This is a genomic window from Rossellomorea vietnamensis NBRC 101237, from assembly GCF_001591825.1.
Taxonomy (GTDB): Bacteria; Bacillota; Bacilli; order Bacillales; family Bacillaceae_B; genus Rossellomorea; species Rossellomorea vietnamensis.
Genome location: NZ_BCVQ01000025.1, coordinates 24,386 through 44,369, shown reverse-complemented (window position 1 = coordinate 44,369; position 19,984 = coordinate 24,386). Strand labels below are relative to the sequence as shown.

Here is a 19,984-nt window from a genome sequence, read left to right as displayed (position 1 = left end):
CATAATATGTAATATGAATGTTACATGAATGTGATGCTTGTCATGCGTTTTTATATTAAACTTATCTTTATTACAAGGAGTGTCTTATATGCTATTTGATACACATGTTCATTTGAATGCTGAACAATTTGACGAAGATCTGGAGGAGGTATTGTCAAGGGCAAGAGAAGCTGGAGTCGAAAAAATGGTGGTTGTCGGCTTTGACCGTCCGACCATTAATCGGGCCATGGAACTCATTGGTCAATATGATTTTCTATATGCCGCAATCGGGTGGCATCCAGTGGATGCAATTGATATGAATGATGAGGATTTAGCTTGGATAGAAGAACTTTCACAGCACCCTAAAGTCGTTGCTATAGGGGAAATGGGGCTTGACTATCATTGGGACAAATCCCCCAAGGATGTTCAAAAAGAAGTATTCCGAAAACAGATTCAACTAGCTAAGAAAGTAAAACTCCCGATCGTCATACACAACCGTGAAGCCACACAGGATATCGTGGATATTCTTAGGGAAGAAGGAGCGGAGGAAGTAGGAGGGATCATGCACTGCTTCAGTGGAAGTCCTGAAATCGCTCAAGAATGTGTAGAAATGAATTTCTATATTTCCCTTGGAGGTCCCGTAACGTTCAAGAATGCCAAGAAACCAAAAGACGTGGCAAAAGAGATCCCGCTTGAGAAGCTTCTGATTGAAACCGATTGTCCTTATCTCGCTCCTCATCCATATAGAGGGAAGAGAAATGAACCGGCTTACGTGAAGCTTGTAGCGGAACAAATCGCGGAATTAAAAGAAGTGTCTTTGGAGGAAGTAGAAAGGATCACAACAGAAAACGCAATAAAATTATTCAACATAAACTGACATCAGATATTGTCGAGAATTGAGAGAGCTTGTCCTAATAGTTAAGTAAAACAAAAAGTTCTACATAGGAATCGTGTTTCATAGGATAAACGTGTCGATAACTCTCTCTTTTCTTTTTCTTGCATTTTCTGCATAATATGTTTTGTGTTCCCCGGGTTGTAATATTTTGCTAGATTAGGTTAGAAGAAGTAAGGGTTGACAGTCACTGGATAACTCTATATAATCACTCCGAGAAAAGGAGGCGTTTTTCATGAACTTTAAAGCCATGAAAAGCCTGTTTTCCAAGTCTTTGAGTCGAAGGAAATGGATTGTTACAATCGGAACCATCGTAACATCGGCAGCTGTATTCGGAATTCTTTTTTATGAGGGATCGAAGAACACTGTAGCATTGACCTTAGACGGCGAGCAAAAAGAGATTAGGACGCATGCAAACACGATTCAAGATATATTAAAAGAATTAGAGATTTCACCCCGCTCAGAAGACTATTTGTACCCCTCGGGGAATACGAAGGTTTCAAATAACATGAATATTGTTTGGGAACCGGCAAAACAGGTAGGGATAGCAGTAGGAGGCCAGGAGAAAAAAATCTGGACGACTGCTGAAACAGTAAAAGAGTTACTCTCTGAAAATGAAATCCAAGTAGGAGAACATGATAAGGTCCAACCCGGCTTATCAGAAAAAGTAACAGGGAACATGAATGTAAAGATTGATACCGCATTTTCACTTAAGCTTGTAAACGGTGGAAAAGAGCAAAAGGTATGGTCTACTTCGACTACGGTCGCTGACTTTTTAAAGCAACAAGGAATTACACTAAAAGATTCAGACCGTGTTGAACCAAGTTTAGACAAAGTTGTTAAAGCAAATGATGTCGTAAATGTCGTTCGAGTTGAAAAAGTCACCGATGTAGTGGAAGAGACAAAGAATTTCACCGTTATTTCCAAGAAGGACTCCGACCTTTCAAAAGGAAAAGAGAAAGTCGTTCAAGAAGGCAAAAACGGAAAAGTTGAAAAGAAGTATGAAATCGTAAAAGAGAATGGTAAAGAGGTTTCCAGAAAATTAGTGAGTGAAAAAGTCGTGGAAGAAAGTCAGGATAAAATCGTCAATGTCGGAACAAAGGTTTTAGTGGCCCAGGTTTCACGTGGACGTTCTTCATCCTCCTCATCCAGTGCAGAAGCATCAGCCGCTCCTAGTGGCGGACGGGAATTCTATGTCAGTTCTACTGCGTACACAGCTTCGTGTAATGGATGTTCCGGCCATACGGCTACAGGCATCAATCTAAAATCGAATCCTAACGTTAAAGTGATCGCAGTCGATCCTTCCGTTATTCCTTTAGGTTCAAAGGTCTATGTGGAAGGCTATGGATATGCTGTTGCGGCAGATACAGGCGGAGCGATCAAAGGGAATAAAATCGATGTATTCTTCGCATCCAAATCAGACGCTTATCGTTGGGGAAGAAAAACCATCAAAGTGAAAATATTGAACTAGGAGCAGGGTGTTTTCCTGCTTTTTTTTATTTCTCGGTTAAAACCGTTATAATAGCTTTAGGTCTTCATTTATTAGACGAATTGAAGTGCAAAAATGTTTCAACTTTTTTGGAGGAATTATGAAAATCAAAGAAATCATTGTGGTGGAAGGAAAGGACGATACGGTAGCCATTCAGCGTGCCGTCGATGCAGATACGATCGAAACGAATGGCTCTGCGGTTTCTCCTGTTACTATAGAGAAAATTAAGCATGCCCAGGAAAAAAGGGGCGTTATCATATTTACGGATCCCGATTATCCGGGAGAACGAATTCGGAAGATCGTGAGTGAAGCGGTACCCGGATGCAAGCATGCCTTTGTACATAAGAAAGACGCACTGCCGAAATCAGGCAGGGGGATAGGTGTCGAACATGCAAGCCCGGACGTCATAAGGGAGTCCTTGAAGGAAGCTCATTTATTGGATGTCGATCAGCCGGAAATCATTTCGAAAGAAGATCTGATCGATGCCGGCTTGATCGGAAGCCCGCAGTCGAAGGACAGGCGAATAGCCCTTGGTGAGAAGCTTAGAATCGGATACACTAATGGAAAACAGCTGCAGAAACGTTTACGGATGTTTAATATTCAAAAAGAAGAATTTAAAAAAGCGTTAATGGAAATCATTCAGGAGGAAGAACATGCATAAAGATATTGCAACCCCGATACGAACAAAGGAAATCCTTACAAAGTACGGATTTTCGTTTAAGAAGAGTCTTGGTCAGAATTTTTTAATTGATCCCAATATTTTAAGGAACATAACGGAATATGCTGGACTATCCGAGAAAACAGCGGCTATTGAAATCGGACCTGGAATCGGAGCCCTGACAGAACATCTTGCCCGTACTTCGGGAAAAGTTGTAGCCTTTGAGATCGATCAGCGACTGATCCCGATCCTGGATGACACCCTGTCTCCTTATGATAATGTGAAAATAATAAATGAAGATATCCTTGAAGCGGATGTTGAAGCGATCATAAACAGAGAATTTGAAGGTTTCGACGATATTATGGTGGTAGCCAATCTTCCGTATTACGTCACCACGCCCATCATCCTGAAATTATTAATGGAACGTCTCCCGATCAGGGGAATATGCGTCATGCTCCAAAAGGAAGTAGGGGACCGTATTTCAGCTCAACCGGGAACAAAGGCATATGGATCACTATCCATCGCCATTCAGTATTATACAGAGGCTGAGATGGTCATGACTGTCCCTAAAACGGTCTTTATGCCCCAGCCGAATGTAGACTCTGCCGTCATCCGGCTAACGAAGCGTGAGAGGCCTCCTGTAGAGGTCATCAGTGAAGACTTCCTATTTACCGTTACACGCTCTTCCTTCGCTCAAAGAAGAAAGACGATTTTGAATAACTTAACGAGTCAACTCCCTCAGGGGAAGGAAAAGAAAGAGCTGATCCTGGAGGCATTATCCCAAGCTGGCGTCGAACCTACCCGCAGGGGGGAGACACTGACGATACAGGAATTCGGCCGCTTAAGCGATGAGTTGTACCCGAATTTCAACTAAAGCATGCATAAATGGCTAAACGTGAAGGAGCGTTTAGCCATTTTTTTGTATATGTAAACTGATCAGTCCACTCCCATTTTATTGACACGGAATATTCCGGAAGTGCATAGGTTATCACAGGGAATATTTACTTAATGGATGATAAGGAAGGGCTTTGAGAAGGGCAGGCGGATGCAGACCCTCCTCGGCTTGTTGATTTCCTATTTTGTATTATCAACCAATGTTTAGCCCATGGGAGTGACTGATGTGAATATCGAAATCAATGATGTCGTAGGTCGCCTTTCATATCGATGTGATATTTTATTCAGGGTAATAGATATCCGCATGATAGATGGTCATAAAACGGCAGTACTGTATGGTGAAGATTTTCGATTAATAGCGGATGCTCCTTTTCATGATTTGAAGAAGATGGACCCTAGAGAACAGGACCGCATTGCGCAGGAATTTCGTTCGAAAGAAGAACAATCCCTCGACCTGTTCCGACAGGATATAGAGCTTCTCAAGTATAAGCAGGAATACAGGGTCACGAATGCTTATCGAGACGATTACAACTATTTCCAAGTCCCGGGGAAAGTGCTTCATCTTGATGGAGATCCCAGCTATTTAAGAAAATGCCTAGATCTTTATGAGAAAATCGGTGTCCCGGTTAAAGGCGTACACTGTAGTGAAACAGAGATGCCTAACCAAATCGGATCCATTATCGATAAATATAGACCGAATATTATTGTATTAACAGGTCACGATGCCTACTCCAAGTCGAAAGGGGCCAAGGCTGATATCAACGCGTACCGCCATTCGAAGTATTTTGTTCAGGCAGTAAGGGAGGCCCGCAGCAAATCCCCCCACCTGGATCAGCTTGTGATTTTCGCCGGCGCCTGTCAATCCCACTTTGAATCCCTGATCCATGCAGGTGCCAACTTCGCGAGTTCCCCGTCAAGAGTCAATATCCATGCCCTCGATCCCGTTTATATCGTGGCAAAGATCTGTTTCACAGGATTTAAAGATTCGGTGAATGTCTGGGATGTCATCCGCAACACACTGACAGGAGACAAAGGATTGGGCGGAATCGAGACAAAAGGTGTTCTTCGGACGGGAATGCCATACAAAATCACAGAAGAAGAATAGGGAAGGTTCGACAAAACCTTCTAAGACCTTACAATTACTTGTAGGGTCTATTTCCTTTTCAGGTGACATATACTGGTTGGGTGGTGATTTTTTAACCTTGTCTCGACTTGTCAAGCCGCCTCCGCTTTTATTGTTTACATAATTTTTCATTCATTGGGGAATGTTAGGGTTGTAGAAAAAACGTACTTTTTGTTGAATAAAATATATTGACAGGTGTTCATGGTTCTTGTTAAAATAATAAATTTATTTGACTAAAATTACATAATGTGTTATAGTTAATAACAGTGAGGTGGAAGCGAAATGCCAAAAACATTAGCCGACATTAAAAGATCCCTTGATTCTAATCTGGGGAAACGTTTAATGCTTAAAGCAAACGGTGGACGTCGAAAAACAATTGAGCGTTCAGGTGTTCTAGCCGAAACGTATCCTTCTGTATTCGTGGTTCAGCTGGATCAAGAAGAGAATGCGTTCGAACGAGTTTCTTACAGCTATGCAGATGTTCTCACTGAGACAGTTCAATTAACATTTTATGATGAAGCAACAGGAAATATCATCTTTAGCCAGCAGTAGACAATTGTTTGCTGCTTTTTTATTTGTTTAAAAATACATGTTTTACATATGATCTTTCAACATTATTTAACCTTTCCGTACACATACTAACCCTGTGGTGCAACTAAAGGAGGTAGACAATGAGTAGAAGAAGAGGGATCATGTCTGACCAATTAAAAGAGGAAATCGCTCAGGAATTAGGGTTCTATGACGTTGTTCAGAAGGATGGCTGGGGCGGGATCACGTCCCGGGATGCAGGGAATATGGTAAAGCGTGCAGTTGAGCGCGCAAGCAGGCAGCTGTCCGAACATCATACTCACTAACTCTTTTACACATATGGATTACATCTTTTATCAGTACCATATAAAAAGGGTCGCCTAAAAAGTGTCATGCTTTTCCGGCGGCCTTTTTTTATAAGAGGCAACGCAATCTTTCCTATCATTACTTTACGTGATAAAATAACATACTTATATGAGTATGTTTAGAAGTTAACACTCTCTATAATAAGTGTATGATACAATATAACAAAGAGTATTGGTAAGAAGGTGATGATATGAGGTTATTAGTAAAGGCGCCGGCAAAAATTAACCTATCACTTGATGTTTTACATAAACGTTCAGATGGTTACCATGAAGTTGAGATGGTTATGACGACAATCGATTTAGCGGATAGAATTGAACTGACGAATCTTTCAGACGATACGATCAAAATTCTTTCCCACAATCGATTTGTGCCGGATGATGGAAGAAACCTTGCCTATCAGGCTGCACATCTGTTGAAAGAGAAATTGAACATCAAGAAGGGTGTAGCCATTTCCATCGATAAAGTGATCCCTGTAGCAGCAGGGTTGGCAGGGGGAAGCAGTGATGCTGCTGCGACCTTAAAAGGACTGAATCGATTATGGGATTTAGGTCTGAGTATGGACGAATTGGCAGAGCTGGGTGCTGAAATTGGTTCTGATGTATCCTTCTGTGTTTATGGAGGGACAGCCCTGGCGTCGGGAAGAGGAGAGAAGATCAAACATCTTCCCGCTCCCCCGAACTGCTGGGTGATTTTGGCCAAACCGACGATAGGCGTTTCAACAGCGGATGTGTATAAAAATCTGGACTTGAAAAACATACAGCATCCGGATACCAGCGCAATGGTATCAGCTTTAGAACATGGGAATTATCGTGATATTTGCTCCAATCTCGGGAATGTACTCGAATCGGTTACATTGGATATGCATCCGGAAGTATCCCAGATTAAAGATCAAATGGAGCGGTTCGGTGCCGATGCCGTTCTGATGAGCGGAAGCGGCCCGACAGTATATGGATTGGTGCAATATGAATCAAGACTTCATCGAATCTACAATGGTTTAAGAGGTTTTTGTGATCAAGTTTTCGCAGTGCGCATGCTTGGAGATTAAGAGCTCTTGCCGAAATCCGTATATTAATGATATATTTACTTTATAATATTCGGATTTAGGAGGTTTCTTTGGTGAAGTTTAAGCGCAGCGAACGATTGATTGATATGACGCACTATTTATTAGAACGGCCCCACCAACTTGTGCCCTTGACTTTTTTCTCTGAACGGTACGGTTCTGCCAAGTCTTCCATCAGTGAAGACTTGACGATTGTAAAGGAAACATTTGAGGGACGGGGTGTCGGGACGGTACAGACGGTTCCCGGGGCAGCAGGTGGAGTGAAATATGTACCAAAGGTAAACAGTCAGGAAGCGAAGGCCATGATTGAAGAGCTTTGTGTCCACCTGGAAAGCTCCGATCGTCTTTTACCGGGCGGATACCTTTATATGACCGACCTGCTTGGTAACCCCCAGCTCATGAAGAGTGTCGGGAAATTACTGGCATCTGCATTTGCTGAAAAAGATATTGATGTCATTATGACAGTGGCAACGAAGGGAATTCCGATTGCCAATGCGATTGCCTCATATTTGAATGTACCGGTGGTCATTGTCAGACGGGACAGCCGTGTAACCGAAGGATCGACAGTGAGCATCAACTATGTGTCCGGTTCATCGAAGAGAATTCAATCCATGGTTCTTTCTAAAAGAAGTTTGAAGGAAGGATCTAAAGTATTGGTTGTCGATGATTTCATGAAGGCAGGCGGAACCATCAATGGAATGAAAAACCTGTTGGAAGAGTTTTCTGCCACCTTGTCGGGAATCGGGGTTCTGGTTGAATCCAATAGCATGGACGGACGATTGGTGGATGATTATGTTTCATTGTTGAAATTGTCTGAAGTAAATGAAAAGGATAAACAGATTTCCTTAACCGAAGGAAATTATTTTCAATCCAATCTAACATTTTTACCATAAGGGGAGGCATTTACTATGCGTGTAGTTTCTACTAAGGAAGCACCGGCAGCAATCGGGCCATATTCACAAGGTATTGTCGTAAATAATTTGTTCTACAGTTCAGGACAGATTCCTTTAACGGCCGAGGGTTCAATGATCGAAGGAGATGTAGTGGAGCAGACGCATCAAGTCTTCCGCAATCTTCAAGCCGTATTATCGGAAGCTGGGGCTTCCATTGAAACAGTGGTCAAAGCAACGGTCTTCATCAAGGATATGAATGATTTCGGGGCAATCAATGAAGTGTATGGGGAATATTTCAGCAACCACAAGCCGGCCCGTTCTTGTGTGGAAGTAGCCCGCTTACCTAAAGATGCTCAGGTTGAAATTGAAGTAATCGCACTCGTGAAGTAATCTTCACGGGTGTTTTTTTGTATCAAAAAAGAAGTGTAGTTCAAATGGAATGGTTGAATGAATGGAAAAAATAAAACTTTTCAAAAAATTTTACAATTTAAGAAGGAATATCTAAATAATTCGTTGAATACATAGAGTAGATTTCATCTAGGGAAAAAGGTGGTGAACAGAATGGAAGTAACAGACGTAAGATTACGCCGAGTAAACACCGACGGTCGCATGAGAGCTATCGCATCTATTACGCTGGATAATGAATTTGTTGTTCATGACATTCGCGTGATTGATGGGAACAATGGCTTATTTGTAGCGATGCCAAGTAAGCGGACTCCGGATGGAGAATTCCGTGATATTGCTCATCCAATCAATTCGGGTACCCGCGGCAAGATTCAAGACGCCGTTTTAGCTGAGTACCACCGTTTAGGAGAGCTGGAAGAAGTTGAGTTAGAAGAAGCTGGGGCTTCCTAATAGGATCTATTGCATCAAGAGCCTACTTTTTGTAAGGCTCTTTTTTTTGTCTTCTGGAGCCCCTTTTTAAAAAGCGCTGGTTCTTACGTTTTTTGTATACCCAGGCTTATAGAATGGTGAAACCTATAAATGAACATTTTTTGGTTTTTTGTGGGAAAGAAAATTCGACATTGGGTTTCTGCTTTTCTGCGATGTCCAGCTCCGGCGGCTAGAGGCTCGAGGTCATAAGTCAAACCTGTCAAAAAGGCAAAGAGCGCCTTTCCGGTCAATTCATCTTATGCTTGTCGGGCCTGGGCAAGCCGCCTCCGCTTTTCTGCGATGTCCAGCTCCAGGGGCTTGGGGCTCGAGGTCATAAGCCAAGTAACCCAAAAAGGCAAAGAACGCCTTTCCGGGTTACTCGTCTTATGCTTGTCGCCCCAGTGCGAGCCCCTTCCGCTTTTCTGCGATGTCCAGCTCCGGCGGCTAGTCCCTCGAGGTCATAAGTCAAATCAACCAAAAAGGCAAAGAACGCCTTTCCGGTTGATTCGTCTTATGCTTGTCGGGCCTGAGCAAGCCGCCTCCGCTTTTCTGCGATGTCCAGCTCCAGGGGCTTAGGGCTCGAGGTCATAAGTCAAACATGCCAAAAAGGCAAAGAGCGCCTTTCCGGCATGTTCGTCTTATGCTTGTCGCCCCAGTGCGAGCCCCTTCCGCTTTTCGTTTGTCAAATATATGTACTTTTACATGAATCCTTGAAATGGTAGAGTTTTTAGGATATATTCGTTATGGATAAAAAGGTTATTGGAGGACCAAAAATGACAAATCGATATGCCGTTATTTTAGCTGCTGGACAAGGTACGAGAATGAAGTCGAAGCTTTATAAAGTTCTTCATCCTGTGTGTGGCAAGCCGATGGTGGAACATGTGGTCGACCAAATTTCAACACTACATATAGAGAAGACTGTCACAATCATCGGTCATGGTGCTGAGCTTGTGAAGTCGCATTTAGAAGGCAAGAGTGATTTTGCTCTACAGGCTGAGCAGTTAGGGACAGCTCATGCTGTGATGCAGTCTGAAGATGTCCTGGGTGACCTTGAAGGTACTACTTTAGTGGTATGTGGCGATACGCCGCTCATTAAAGGAGAGACGATGGAAGCGCTGGTGAAGCATCATGAAGGACAGGGTGCCAAAGCGACCATATTGACGGGGCATACGGAATCCCCTGATGGATACGGACGGATCATCCGTAACCAGGATGGATTAGTGGAACGCATTGTGGAACATAAAGATGCAAGTGAAGAAGAACGAAGTGTGAAAGAAATTAATACCGGAACGTATTGTTTTGATAATAAAGCGTTATTCGATGCCCTGAAGAAGGTTTCGAATGATAACGTACAAGGTGAATATTATTTGCCGGATGTCATTGAGATCCTTCAATCGGAAGGTGAAATCGTCAGTGCCTATCAGACAAGTGACTTTGATGAGACGCTTGGTGTCAACGATCGCGTGGCCCTTTCTCAAGCAGAGATCACAATGAAAAAGCGCATCAATGAATTCCATATGCGCAATGGTGTAACGATCAAAGATCCAAACAATACTTATATCGATGCAGATGTCACGATCGGAAGAGATACCGTGATCCTGCCTGGCACAGTGCTTCAAGGCAGCACATCGATCGGTGAAGATGCCATGATCGGACCGAACTCCGAGGTGAAGGATTGTGAGATCGGGGACCGTGCAGTCTTGAAGCAGTCTGTGGCTCATGACAGTTCGATCGGAGCGGATGTTCAAATTGGGCCATTTGCTCATATCCGCCCTGCTTCTACCATTGAAGATGAAGTGAAGATCGGTAACTTTGTAGAAATCAAGAAAGCAACATTCGGCAAAGCGAGTAAGGCTTCACATTTAAGCTACATTGGTGATGCTGAAGTCGGACGTGACGTCAACATCGGGTGTGGATCCATCACAGTGAACTATGATGGAAAGAATAAGCACCTGACAAAGATTGAAGACGGTGTATTTGTAGGCTGCAATTCTAATCTGGTTGCCCCCGTCAGCGTAGGGAAAGGTGCCTACATTGCCGCTGGTTCTACCATTACTGAGGATGTTCCCGGTGAGTCTCTTTCCATTGCAAGAGCTCGCCAAGTAAATAAAGAAAATTATGTTCAAAATCTAAATCATAAGAAATAATGGGAGGTCCACAATGCCAAACTCTTATATTAATTCCAAGTTAAAAATCTTCTCTCTTAATTCTAACTACCATCTTGCAAAGGAAATTGCTGATGAAGTAGGAGTGGAATTAGGTAAATCGTCCGTGAAACGTTTTAGTGACGGTGAAATCCAAATCAACATCGAAGAAAGTATCCGTGGTTGTGATGTATTTGTCATCCAATCCACTTGTCAGCCGGTAAATGAAAACCTGATGGAGCTTCTGATCATGGTGGATGCCCTGAAACGTGCTTCTGCCAAGACGATTAACATCGTGATGCCTTATTATGGTTATGCCCGCCAAGACCGTAAAGCTAGAGCACGTGAGCCGATCACTGCTAAATTAGTGGCGAACCTTTTAGAAACAGCCGGTGCTACACGTGTCATCACATTGGATCTGCATGCTCCTCAAATTCAAGGTTTCTTCGATATCCTGATCGATCACCTCATGGGTGTTCCGATCTTAGCGGATTACTTTGAAGAAAGAGGATTCAATACGGAAGATCTTGTTATCGTATCTCCGGACCATGGTGGGGTGACGAGGGCACGTAAGCTTGCAGAACGCTTGAAAGCGCCTATCGCCATCATTGATAAGCGTCGTCCGAAGCCGAATGTGGCAGAGGTGATGAACATCGTCGGTAATATCGACGGGAAAATCGCGATCTTGATCGATGATATCATCGACACCGCCGGTACGATTACACTTGCAGCCAATGCATTGGTTGAAAACGGAGCGAAAGAAGTCTTTGCCTGCTGTACGCACCCGGTTCTTTCTGGCCCTGCCATCGAGCGCATTGAAAACTCCAACATCAAAGAATTGGTTGTGACGAACTCCATCCCATTGGGTGAAGAGAAAATGATCGGTAAAGTGAAGTCCCTGTCAGTGGCTCCTTTGATCAGCGAAGCAATCATCCGCATCTATGAGCAACAATCTGTCAGCACGCTTTTTGATTAAGAATTAATATTTGTAGTTTGTGCATAGAAAGAAGAGCTTGTCCTTTTAATCTTAGGACCAGCTCTTCTTTTTCGTTTTCCGGCTCCTGTCGGAAAGGCTTGAAACCCTTATCTGTCAACATCCTCGAAGCACTCTTCTTGTAATGAATTGATTTTTCTATGTTTATTTCAAATCACATTAGGGTAATTACTATATATAGAACTTTAACTAACATAAAAGATTAGGGAAGGTGTTGGATTAGACATGGCAACAGAATTAAAAGCAAATACCAGGAAAGATTTTAAACGATCTTCATTAACAAAGCTGAGACATGAGGGGAATATCCCGGGAGTCGTGTACGGCTACAAAGCAGATAATACACCCATTATGGTAGATGCCATTACATTCATTAAAACCATCCGTGAAGTAGGAAGAAACGGTATCATTTCTTTAAATGTAGATGGCAATAAACAAAACGTCATTTTAAGTGATTACCAGCAGGATCATCTGAAGGATGCTGTCACGCATGTGGACTTCCTTGCTGTGAATATGTCAGAAGAAATCGATGCGGATGTTCGTATTGAGCTTGTAGGAGAAGCGGCCGGCGTGAAAGACGGTGGCGTAATGCAGCAGCCTCTGCATGAGGTATCTGTAACAGCGAAACCAAATGATATCCCTGAATCCATCGAAGTGGATGTAACCGAGCTCCAAGTGGGAGAAACGGTAACGATCAGTGATATCCGTGATAGGTATAGCGTCACTCTCAATGAAGAGGATGACCGCACCATTGCTTCCATCCTTGCTCCAAGACAGGAAGAAGAAATCGACAGTGGTGAAGAGCAGGAAGCTGGCACACCTGAGAATGAAGAAGGAAGAGAATCGGAAGCCAGTGATGAAAGCGAATCGAAGGAAGAGTAAAAAATCAATATTTTTTGGCGTAACCTTTTGCAGGTTGCGCTTTTTACGTTATTCTAGAGGTATAAGGTCAGAAGAGGTGTTAGAAATGAAATTAATCGTTGGGCTCGGGAACCCGGGATCACAATATGAGAAAACGAGACATAATATCGGTTTCGTTATTATAGATGCATTAGCCGATCGACTGGGTGTTTCGTTGAACCAGTCCAAATTTAAAGGGGTTTACGGCACATATCATCATAAGGGTGAAAAGGTCGTTCTATTAAAGCCCCTTACGTATATGAATTTGTCAGGGGAAAGCATTGTACCCCTGATGGATTATTTTGAAATTGAAGATGAGGATTTACTTGTCATTTATGACGACCTGGACTTGCCTGTAGGAAAATTAAGATTAAGGCAAAAGGGGAGTGCCGGGGGGCATAATGGCATTAAATCGACCATTGCCCATTTAGGTTCCCAGCAGTTTAATCGTCTGCGGGTGGGCATCGACCGTCCGACCAACGGAATGAGCGTGCCGGATTACGTCCTGGGCAAATTTTCGAAGGAAGAGCAGCCTGAACTGGATAAAGCCATTTCTTCAAGCGTGGAAGCGTGTGAAACCTGGTTGGATAAACCATTTCTTGAGGTCATGAATAAATTCAACTGACCATGTCATATACTGAATGTCCAGCGTCCCTTTATCGTCAATCCTTTCCGGGTCTGAATAACTCCCTTCTAACAGGTTCATACTAACAGTATAAATGTGTATGGAGGGAAAGATATGGCGATCCATTATCAGTGTCGGCATTGCGGAACGAATGTCGGGACTCTTTCAAATGTGTCCGTTCATTCCAAGCAGCTCGGAATTCATATGCTGACGGATGAAGAGCGGCTACATATGGTTCACTATCAGGACAACGGGGACATCCAAGTAAAAACGATCTGTGAAGATTGTCAGGAGAGCCTGGAGAGAAATCCGGACTATCATGAATTAGATCATATCATTCAGTAAGAACGCTTTGGTGAAGAGCCAAAGCATTTTTCTGTTTATACTTTTAGATCATTTATAGAAAGAACCACAGGGGAGGAGCGTACACTTGAAAGGTATTTTAAAGCAGGTTCACCAAAGTGAAGAACTACAGTCCATCATCGCTGGAGTGGAGGAACGTCTGTCTGAACAACTTGTGGCAGGATTATCCGGCTCATCCCGGACAGCTTATATAGCAGATGTCTATCTACAAACGAATAAATCCACCCTAGTGGTGACGCATAATTTGTTTCAGGCACAAAAAGTCTATGATGACCTCATTCAATTTTTGTCTGAGGACGAAGTATATTTATATTCTGCTAATGAGCTGATCGCAGCTGAACTAAGTGTGGCAAGTCCCGAGTTGAGGGCACAACGGATCGAAGTATTGAATAAGCTTTCCAATCATCAAAAGGGTGTCTATATTGTACCTGTTGCCGGATTGCGAAAAATCCTTCCACCTCAATCGATGTGGGCAACGAATCAGATCCGTTTTCAAATGGGTGAAGATATCGACTTGGATGAAATCTTAAATCAGCTGGTGCAAATGGGCTATCAACGGACAGGGATGGTCAGCACACCTGGTGAATTCAGCCTTCGCGGTGGGATTGTCGATATTTTTCCGTTAACCACTCAGAACCCTGTCCGGATTGAATTATTCGACACTGAAATTGATTCGATCCGCCTTTTTTCGGTTGAAGATCAGCGTTCGATTGATAAACTCAATGAGATTGAAATAGGCCCTGCGACAGAGGTCTTATTGAAGTATGAAAATATGGAGAGGCTTATTCATGAAATCAACGCAGGTCTTTCCACAAGCTTGAAGAAGGTCAAATCGGCGGCCGTAAAAGAGAAGATGACAGAGTACATAGGGTATGAGGTGAGTCAGCTCGAAAATGGGCAGGTTCCTGAGCAAATCTTTAAGTACCTGTCCCTCGCATATGAAAAGCCTAGTAGTTTGCTAGATTATTTACCAGATGACGGGGTTCTATTCTTTGATGAATACAGTCGCGTCCAGGAAATGAGTGAATCCCTGGAGAAAGAGGAAGCGGAATGGTTTACCTCCCTGCTTCAGGAAGGACAGATCATTCAAGACGTTCCTGTGTCCCACACGTTTTCTTCGTTGGTTAGTAAGACGAAGCTGCCAAAGGTGTATTTTTCATTGTTCCTGCGCCATATTCCGAATACCAGTCCACAAAACATCTTCAATGTTTCAACGAAGCCGATGCAGAATTTCCATGGGCAGATGAACGTATTGAAGGCAGAGTTGGACAGGTGGAAAAAAGGAAGATATACCGTTGTCTTGTTAGGACCGGATGAAGAACGCGTAAAGAAGCTTCAAAGGGTACTGGACGATTACAAGATTGAGATTGCCTTTGTCGAAGATGGAGATAAGCTCCTGCCGGGAACGATTCAGATGATCAATGGAAGCCTGACAAGCGGATTTGAGCTCCCTCTTCAGAAACTTGCGGTTATTACAGAAGAAGAATTGTTCAATAAGAAAACCCAAAAGAAGCCGAGAAGGCAGAAACTTTCAAACGCAGAGAGGATCAAAAGTTACTCTGAGCTGAAAGTCGGGGACCATGTGGTTCATGTGAATCACGGGATCGGTAAATTCCTTGGGATCGAAACATTGGAGATCAACGGGGTGCACAAAGATTATCTCCATGTGAAGTATCAGGGGAATGACAAACTTTATGTACCGGTTGACCAAATTGAACTGGTCCAGAAATATGTTGCCTCGGAAAATAAGGATCCAAAGCTTTATAAACTGGGTGGAAGTGAATGGAAGAAGGTCAAGTCGAAGGTTCAATCTTCCGTTCAGGATATCGCCGATGATTTGATCAAGCTTTATGCTGAACGGGAAGCGGCAAAAGGCTATGCCTTCTCTCCTGATGGTGACATGCAGAGAGAATTTGAAATGGCTTTCCCTTATGAAGAAACAGATGATCAACTGCGCTCTGTCAGTGAAATCAAGCACGATATGGAAAGAGAACGTCCGATGGACCGCCTGTTGTGTGGGGACGTAGGATATGGAAAGACCGAGGTTGCGATCAGGGCTGCCTTCAAGGCGATTGCAGACGGAAAACAGGTGGCGATCCTCGTGCCCACCACCATCCTTGCTCAACAGCATTATGAAACCATCAAAGAGCGTTTTCAGGACTTCCCTGTGGAAATCGGTTTATTAAGCCGTTTCCGAACGAGGAAGCAGCAGCAGGAAACAACGAAGGGTCTTAAGACCGGAACGGTGGACATTGTAGTGGGAACCCACCGACTTCTCTCAAAAGACATTCAATACCGTGATATAGGACTCTTGATCATCGATGAAGAACAAAGGTTCGGTGTCACGCATAAAGAGAAGATCAAACAATTAAAAACGAATATCGACGTTCTGACCTTAACGGCCACGCCGATCCCCCGTACCCTTCATATGTCGATGCTCGGTGTAAGGGATTTATCGGTTATTGAAACGCCGCCTGAAAACCGGTTCCCGGTTCAGACCTACGTAATGGAGTACAACGGTGCCCTGATTAAAGAAGCGATTGAAAGGGAAATGGCGAGGAATGGCCAAGTGTATTTCCTCTATAATCGTGTAGAAGACATTGAAAGAAAAGCCGATGAGATCTCCATGCTTGTACCGGATGCCCGGATTGCCTATGCTCACGGTCAAATGAGCGAGAATGAGCTCGAAGCCGTCATCCTGAGCTTCCTTGCAGGAGAATACGATGTACTGGTCACGACGACGATTATTGAAACGGGTGTCGACATCCCGAACGTCAATACGTTGATTGTGTTTGATGCCGACCGGATGGGCTTATCCCAGCTTTATCAGCTTAGGGGACGTGTTGGGCGTTCAAACAGAGTTGCCTATGCCTATTTTACTTATCGTAAAGATAAGGTCCTGACAGAAGTGGCAGAAAAACGATTGCAGGCGATTAAAGAATTCACGGAACTGGGATCGGGGTTCAAAATTGCCATGCGTGACTTGACGATCCGTGGAGCGGGTAATCTCCTCGGGGCGCAGCAGCACGGATTCATCGATTCTGTCGGATTCGACCTGTACTCCCAAATGCTGAAAGAAGCCATCGAAGAACGAAAAGGAGATCTTCCGAAGCAGCCTGAATCAAGCTTTGAAGTGGACATTGAAATCGACGCTTATATTCCGGATGATTATATTAAAGATGGTCATCAAAAGATCGAAATGTATAAACGGTTCCGCTCCATTTCTACCCTTCCTGAAATCGAGGAGCTTGAAGAAGAGATCCTGGACCGGTTCGGTGAATATCCGGAAGAGGTGGGTTACTTATTCCTCATCTCTGAAATGAAGATCTATGCGAAGAATACAAAGCTCGAATCCATCAAGCAGGATAAGAAAACGGTGAATATCTTTATGTCACCGGAAGGAACGGCACAGATCGACGGCTCCAAAGTATTCAATCTTTGCAACAAACACGGCCGTGCAGTCGGACTTGGAATGGAAGGCTCCAAGCTTAAGATATCGATTAATACAACACGCTTGGAACCGTCCAAATGGTTTAACATGGCATATGACATCATCAAACATCTGGATGAAGCGGTAAAAATAGAAGAAAACGTGTGATCATTTCATCAATTCGACACAAACCAGTGGCATTTCTTCCCTTCGTTATAAGAATGTAACCAAAATGTAAACGCGTGGATTGTTTCACTCTACTATGATAAGGGTATTAGTATTTATGCAGCTGCCAACAATGGAAAAAGATACCTGCATTAGAATTTTAGTGAAATTACAGAAAAAATAACTGAATGTGTATAGAACTTCTAAGTTGTAAGATACTAAACTCAACAATGGTAAAGTATTCAACAAGGATGCATTGCCAAATAAAAATCATCTGATGAAAGTGAGGCAACTATAGATGAAAGCAACTGGTATTGTTCGTCGTATTGATGATTTAGGACGTGTCGTCATTCCGAAAGAAATTCGCAGGACATTAAGGATTCGCGAGGGAGATCCCCTGGAAATCTTCGTTGATCGTGACGGAGAAGTCATCTTAAAGAAATATTCCCCAATTAGTGAACTTGGTGACTTTGCTAAGGAATATGGCGAAGCATTGTACGACAGTCTGGGAAGTGCCGTGTTAATTTGTGATCGGGATGCTGTCATCGCCATCTCCGGCGCTTCAAAGAAAGAGTATTTAAATAAGAACATCAGTGAACTCATCGAGAAGGTAATGGATGACCGCACGTCTCTATTACACACTCAACAGGGACAAGCTGAGCTTGTTGAAGGACACGGTGAGGATCTTGCTTCCTATACGATTGCTCCGATTGTCGCAAATGGAGATCCGATTGGTGCCGTTGCGATTTTCTCAAAGGACCGTACAGTAGGCGAAGTGGAACAAAAGGCAGTAGAAACGGCAGCTGGCTTTTTAGCAAGACAAATGGAGTCATAACGTAAAGGAGTGGCAAATCGCCGCTCTTCTTTTTTTTGTCGTCATCCCCATTCGAGAAAACATACAACCCTTTATGGTAAAATGACCAGTATATAAATGATTTTTCTTCGGTCTGTCAAGACTTGAAGCAAGAGGTATAGAAAGGCAGGAAAACGGGTTGAGTCAGAAGTACTCCTCCAGCCGGTTTTTGAAAGGGGCCATGGTATTAACGGTTGCGGCATTGGTAACCAAATTATTAAGTGCCGTTTATCGGATCCCTTTTCAAAATATTGTTGGAGATATCGGGTTTTATATATATCAGCAGGTGTATCCGTTCTACGGAATAGCCATCGCTCTATCCACCTACGGATTCCCTGTCATCATTTCAAAGATGGTTGCAGAGAAATTAGAAGGAGAGGATGAAGAGGGTGCAAAGAGAGTGGCCGTCACCTCCTTTTTATTCCTTTGTTTCGTTGGTTTTTCCTGGTTTCTGCTCGTCTACTTCGGTTCAGGCGTAATCGCACGTTGGATGGGAGATCCCCTGCTGAAGCCGTTACTTCAAGTGATTTCTTTATCGTTCCTATTATTAGCCCCCCTCTCCGTCATCAGGGGGTATTATCAAGGGAAAGAAGATATGGTGCCAACAGCTGTTTCCCAAGTGACGGAACAAGCAATCAGGGTGGCGACGATTCTGATTTTTTCGACCATCCTTGTATCTCAAGGGTACTCTTTATACATGACAGGGAAAGGTGCGCTGTTCGGGTCGATTACCGGTGGTCTGGGCGGACTTCTTGTTCTTCTTACTTTTCTAACTGCACGGAGGGAAAAGCTGTTTTCACGTAAATATCTTTCTCTTCCTGCCGATTACGCACAGATCTGGTCCCGGTTATTCAAAAATGGAACAGCTATCTGTGTAAGTGCCATGTTGCTTGTCTTACTCCAATTTGTGGATTCATTAAATGTCTACTCCCTTCTTCTGTCATCAGGGATGGAAGCGGAAAGCGCGAAAACGTGGAAGGGGATTTATGACCGGGGACAACCCTTTGTCCAGCTCGGGACGGTAGTGGCTACTTCCATTTCACTGACCATCGTTCCATTGGTGACAAATGCCTATCTCAAAAGAAGAGAATCATTAGTAAGGGAGTACAGTCAGCTTTCCCTTAAGATCAGCATCACCATCGGATTCGCTGCCACGCTGGGAATCATCAATATCATGGTACCGACCAATACGATGCTATTTGAAAATGCCCTCGGTTCCAAGGTCATCGCTGTCTTCTGTCTATCGATATTCTTCAGCTGCCTTATTTTGACGTTTGCAGGCATCTTTCAGGGAATCGGGAGAATTTATTACCCGGCATTCTGTATCCTGATGGGGATTTTAGTAAAATACCTCGGAAATGCCTGTCTCATCCCAGTGATGGGAGTCATGGGGGCATCGATCTCGACTGTTGGCTCTTTAAGTATCATTGCCATCATGATGGTGATCAAGCTTAGAAAATGGTTTCCGATCCGATTCTTTACGTTCTCTTTTTATAAGACATTGCTGCTGAGCGGAGCGGCCATGACGATTGGTTTACAGGGGCTGTTGTGGATATATGATACACTTTTGGATAATGGAATGCCCGGGCGTCCGCTTTCCGTCCTTTTTTCAATAGGAGGCGTTTGTATCGGCGGCATCCTTTTTTTGATCGTGTTTTTAAGAGGGAATGTCCTTTCAAGAGAAGACATCAGTTTCTTGCCCTTTGGGAGTAAATGGGTGTGGTTGATGAATAAAGTTCAGCCGAATAATAAGTAGCG

General features: G+C 43.5%; 19 protein-coding genes. All 19 read left to right on the top strand.

Going from position 1 to position 19,984, the window contains the following annotated elements; translation table 11 throughout:
* Positions 1 to 88 precede the first annotated feature (88 nt).
* Entirely contained in the window at positions 89 to 856 is a 768-nt protein-coding gene (locus BVI01S_RS13600) for a TatD family hydrolase (RefSeq protein ID WP_061810601.1), read from the top strand.
* Between the two features lie 250 nt (positions 857 to 1,106).
* Positions 1,107 to 2,342, top strand: a complete 1,236-nt coding sequence (locus BVI01S_RS13595) for a G5 and 3D domain-containing protein (RefSeq protein ID WP_244886941.1) — start codon at positions 1,107 to 1,109, stop codon at positions 2,340 to 2,342.
* A gap of 118 nt (positions 2,343 to 2,460) precedes the next feature.
* Entirely contained in the window at positions 2,461 to 3,021 is a 561-nt protein-coding gene (gene rnmV / locus BVI01S_RS13590) for a ribonuclease M5 (protein ID WP_034762953.1), read from the top strand.
* Positions 3,014 to 3,892: a 16S rRNA (adenine(1518)-N(6)/adenine(1519)-N(6))-dimethyltransferase RsmA gene (rsmA, locus tag BVI01S_RS13585; RefSeq protein ID WP_061810600.1), complete on the top strand. Its 879-nt coding sequence runs from the start codon at positions 3,014 to 3,016 to the stop codon at positions 3,890 to 3,892. The genes rnmV and rsmA overlap by 8 nt, the downstream gene beginning before the upstream one ends.
* 231 nt (positions 3,893 to 4,123) lie before the next feature.
* A complete protein-coding gene (gene yabG, locus BVI01S_RS13580; RefSeq protein WP_061810598.1) occupies positions 4,124 to 5,017 on the top strand; it encodes a sporulation peptidase YabG in 894 nt (297 codons plus the stop codon).
* A 300-nt stretch (positions 5,018 to 5,317) separates the two neighbouring features.
* Complete coding sequence (gene veg, locus BVI01S_RS13575) at positions 5,318 to 5,587, top strand: biofilm formation stimulator Veg (RefSeq protein ID WP_032085220.1); 270 nt, start codon at positions 5,318 to 5,320, stop codon at positions 5,585 to 5,587.
* A gap of 119 nt (positions 5,588 to 5,706) precedes the next feature.
* Positions 5,707 to 5,889 carry an alpha/beta-type small acid-soluble spore protein gene (locus BVI01S_RS13570; RefSeq protein ID WP_034762960.1) on the top strand — a complete coding sequence of 61 codons (183 nt, stop codon included), beginning with the start codon at positions 5,707 to 5,709 and terminating at the stop codon, positions 5,887 to 5,889.
* 230 nt (positions 5,890 to 6,119) lie between these two features.
* Complete coding sequence (gene ispE, locus BVI01S_RS13565; RefSeq protein WP_034762961.1) at positions 6,120 to 6,974, top strand: 4-(cytidine 5'-diphospho)-2-C-methyl-D-erythritol kinase; 855 nt, start codon at positions 6,120 to 6,122, stop codon at positions 6,972 to 6,974.
* A 71-nt stretch (positions 6,975 to 7,045) separates the two neighbouring features.
* Positions 7,046 to 7,882, top strand: a complete 837-nt coding sequence (purR, locus tag BVI01S_RS13560) for a pur operon repressor (protein WP_034762963.1) — start codon at positions 7,046 to 7,048, stop codon at positions 7,880 to 7,882.
* A gap of 15 nt (positions 7,883 to 7,897) precedes the next feature.
* The gene (locus BVI01S_RS13555) at positions 7,898 to 8,272 is read left to right on the top strand and encodes a RidA family protein (protein ID WP_034762966.1); all 375 of its coding nucleotides are present in this window, start codon (positions 7,898 to 7,900) and stop codon (positions 8,270 to 8,272) included.
* Between the two features lie 171 nt (positions 8,273 to 8,443).
* A complete protein-coding gene (spoVG, locus tag BVI01S_RS13550) occupies positions 8,444 to 8,737 on the top strand; it encodes a septation regulator SpoVG (RefSeq protein WP_032085215.1) in 294 nt (97 codons plus the stop codon).
* 791 nt (positions 8,738 to 9,528) lie between these two features.
* Positions 9,529 to 10,902, top strand: coding sequence for a bifunctional UDP-N-acetylglucosamine diphosphorylase/glucosamine-1-phosphate N-acetyltransferase GlmU (gene glmU / locus BVI01S_RS13545; protein ID WP_061810597.1), 1,374 nt, complete (start codon positions 9,529 to 9,531; stop codon positions 10,900 to 10,902).
* 13 nt (positions 10,903 to 10,915) lie between these two features.
* Positions 10,916 to 11,875 carry a ribose-phosphate diphosphokinase gene (locus tag BVI01S_RS13540; protein ID WP_034762970.1) on the top strand — a complete coding sequence of 320 codons (960 nt, stop codon included), beginning with the start codon at positions 10,916 to 10,918 and terminating at the stop codon, positions 11,873 to 11,875.
* Positions 11,876 to 12,118: 243 nt separating this feature from the next.
* Entirely contained in the window at positions 12,119 to 12,772 is a 654-nt protein-coding gene (locus BVI01S_RS13535) for a 50S ribosomal protein L25/general stress protein Ctc (protein ID WP_061810596.1), read from the top strand.
* Positions 12,773 to 12,857: 85 nt separating this feature from the next.
* Complete coding sequence (gene pth, locus BVI01S_RS13530; protein ID WP_034762974.1) at positions 12,858 to 13,415, top strand: aminoacyl-tRNA hydrolase; 558 nt, start codon at positions 12,858 to 12,860, stop codon at positions 13,413 to 13,415.
* 114 nt (positions 13,416 to 13,529) lie between these two features.
* Entirely contained in the window at positions 13,530 to 13,760 is a 231-nt protein-coding gene (fin, locus tag BVI01S_RS13525) for an anti-sigma-F factor Fin (RefSeq protein WP_061810595.1), read from the top strand.
* An 85-nt stretch (positions 13,761 to 13,845) separates the two neighbouring features.
* Positions 13,846 to 17,376, top strand: a complete 3,531-nt coding sequence (mfd, locus tag BVI01S_RS13520) for a transcription-repair coupling factor (protein ID WP_061810594.1) — start codon at positions 13,846 to 13,848, stop codon at positions 17,374 to 17,376.
* Positions 17,377 to 17,671: 295 nt separating this feature from the next.
* Positions 17,672 to 18,208: a stage V sporulation protein T gene (gene spoVT / locus BVI01S_RS13515; RefSeq protein ID WP_034762981.1), complete on the top strand. Its 537-nt coding sequence runs from the start codon at positions 17,672 to 17,674 to the stop codon at positions 18,206 to 18,208.
* Positions 18,209 to 18,365: 157 nt separating this feature from the next.
* Entirely contained in the window at positions 18,366 to 19,982 is a 1,617-nt protein-coding gene (locus tag BVI01S_RS13510; RefSeq protein WP_244886940.1) for a putative polysaccharide biosynthesis protein, read from the top strand.
* Positions 19,983 to 19,984: the final 2 nt, after the last annotated feature.

Excerpts from the sequence above, each read along its gene's own strand:
- BVI01S_RS13600 (WP_061810601.1), top strand. The coding sequence starts at position 89 with ATGCTATTTGATACACATGTTCATTTGAATGCTGAACAATTTGACGAA.
- BVI01S_RS13595 (WP_244886941.1), top strand. The coding sequence starts at position 1,107 with ATGAACTTTAAAGCCATGAAAAGCCTGTTTTCCAAGTCTTTGAGTCGA.
- rnmV (WP_034762953.1), top strand. The coding sequence starts at position 2,461 with ATGAAAATCAAAGAAATCATTGTGGTGGAAGGAAAGGACGATACGGTA.
- rsmA (WP_061810600.1), top strand. The coding sequence starts at position 3,014 with ATGCATAAAGATATTGCAACCCCGATACGAACAAAGGAAATCCTTACA.
- yabG (WP_061810598.1), top strand. The coding sequence starts at position 4,124 with ATGGGAGTGACTGATGTGAATATCGAAATCAATGATGTCGTAGGTCGC.
- veg (WP_032085220.1), top strand. The coding sequence starts at position 5,318 with ATGCCAAAAACATTAGCCGACATTAAAAGATCCCTTGATTCTAATCTG.
- BVI01S_RS13570 (WP_034762960.1), top strand. The coding sequence starts at position 5,707 with ATGAGTAGAAGAAGAGGGATCATGTCTGACCAATTAAAAGAGGAAATC.
- ispE (WP_034762961.1), top strand. The coding sequence starts at position 6,120 with ATGAGGTTATTAGTAAAGGCGCCGGCAAAAATTAACCTATCACTTGAT.
- BVI01S_RS13555 (WP_034762966.1), top strand. The coding sequence starts at position 7,898 with ATGCGTGTAGTTTCTACTAAGGAAGCACCGGCAGCAATCGGGCCATAT.
- spoVG (WP_032085215.1), top strand. The coding sequence starts at position 8,444 with ATGGAAGTAACAGACGTAAGATTACGCCGAGTAAACACCGACGGTCGC.
- glmU (WP_061810597.1), top strand. The coding sequence starts at position 9,529 with ATGACAAATCGATATGCCGTTATTTTAGCTGCTGGACAAGGTACGAGA.
- BVI01S_RS13540 (WP_034762970.1), top strand. The coding sequence starts at position 10,916 with ATGCCAAACTCTTATATTAATTCCAAGTTAAAAATCTTCTCTCTTAAT.
- BVI01S_RS13535 (WP_061810596.1), top strand. The coding sequence starts at position 12,119 with ATGGCAACAGAATTAAAAGCAAATACCAGGAAAGATTTTAAACGATCT.
- pth (WP_034762974.1), top strand. The coding sequence starts at position 12,858 with ATGAAATTAATCGTTGGGCTCGGGAACCCGGGATCACAATATGAGAAA.
- fin (WP_061810595.1), top strand. The coding sequence starts at position 13,530 with ATGGCGATCCATTATCAGTGTCGGCATTGCGGAACGAATGTCGGGACT.
- spoVT (WP_034762981.1), top strand. The coding sequence starts at position 17,672 with ATGAAAGCAACTGGTATTGTTCGTCGTATTGATGATTTAGGACGTGTC.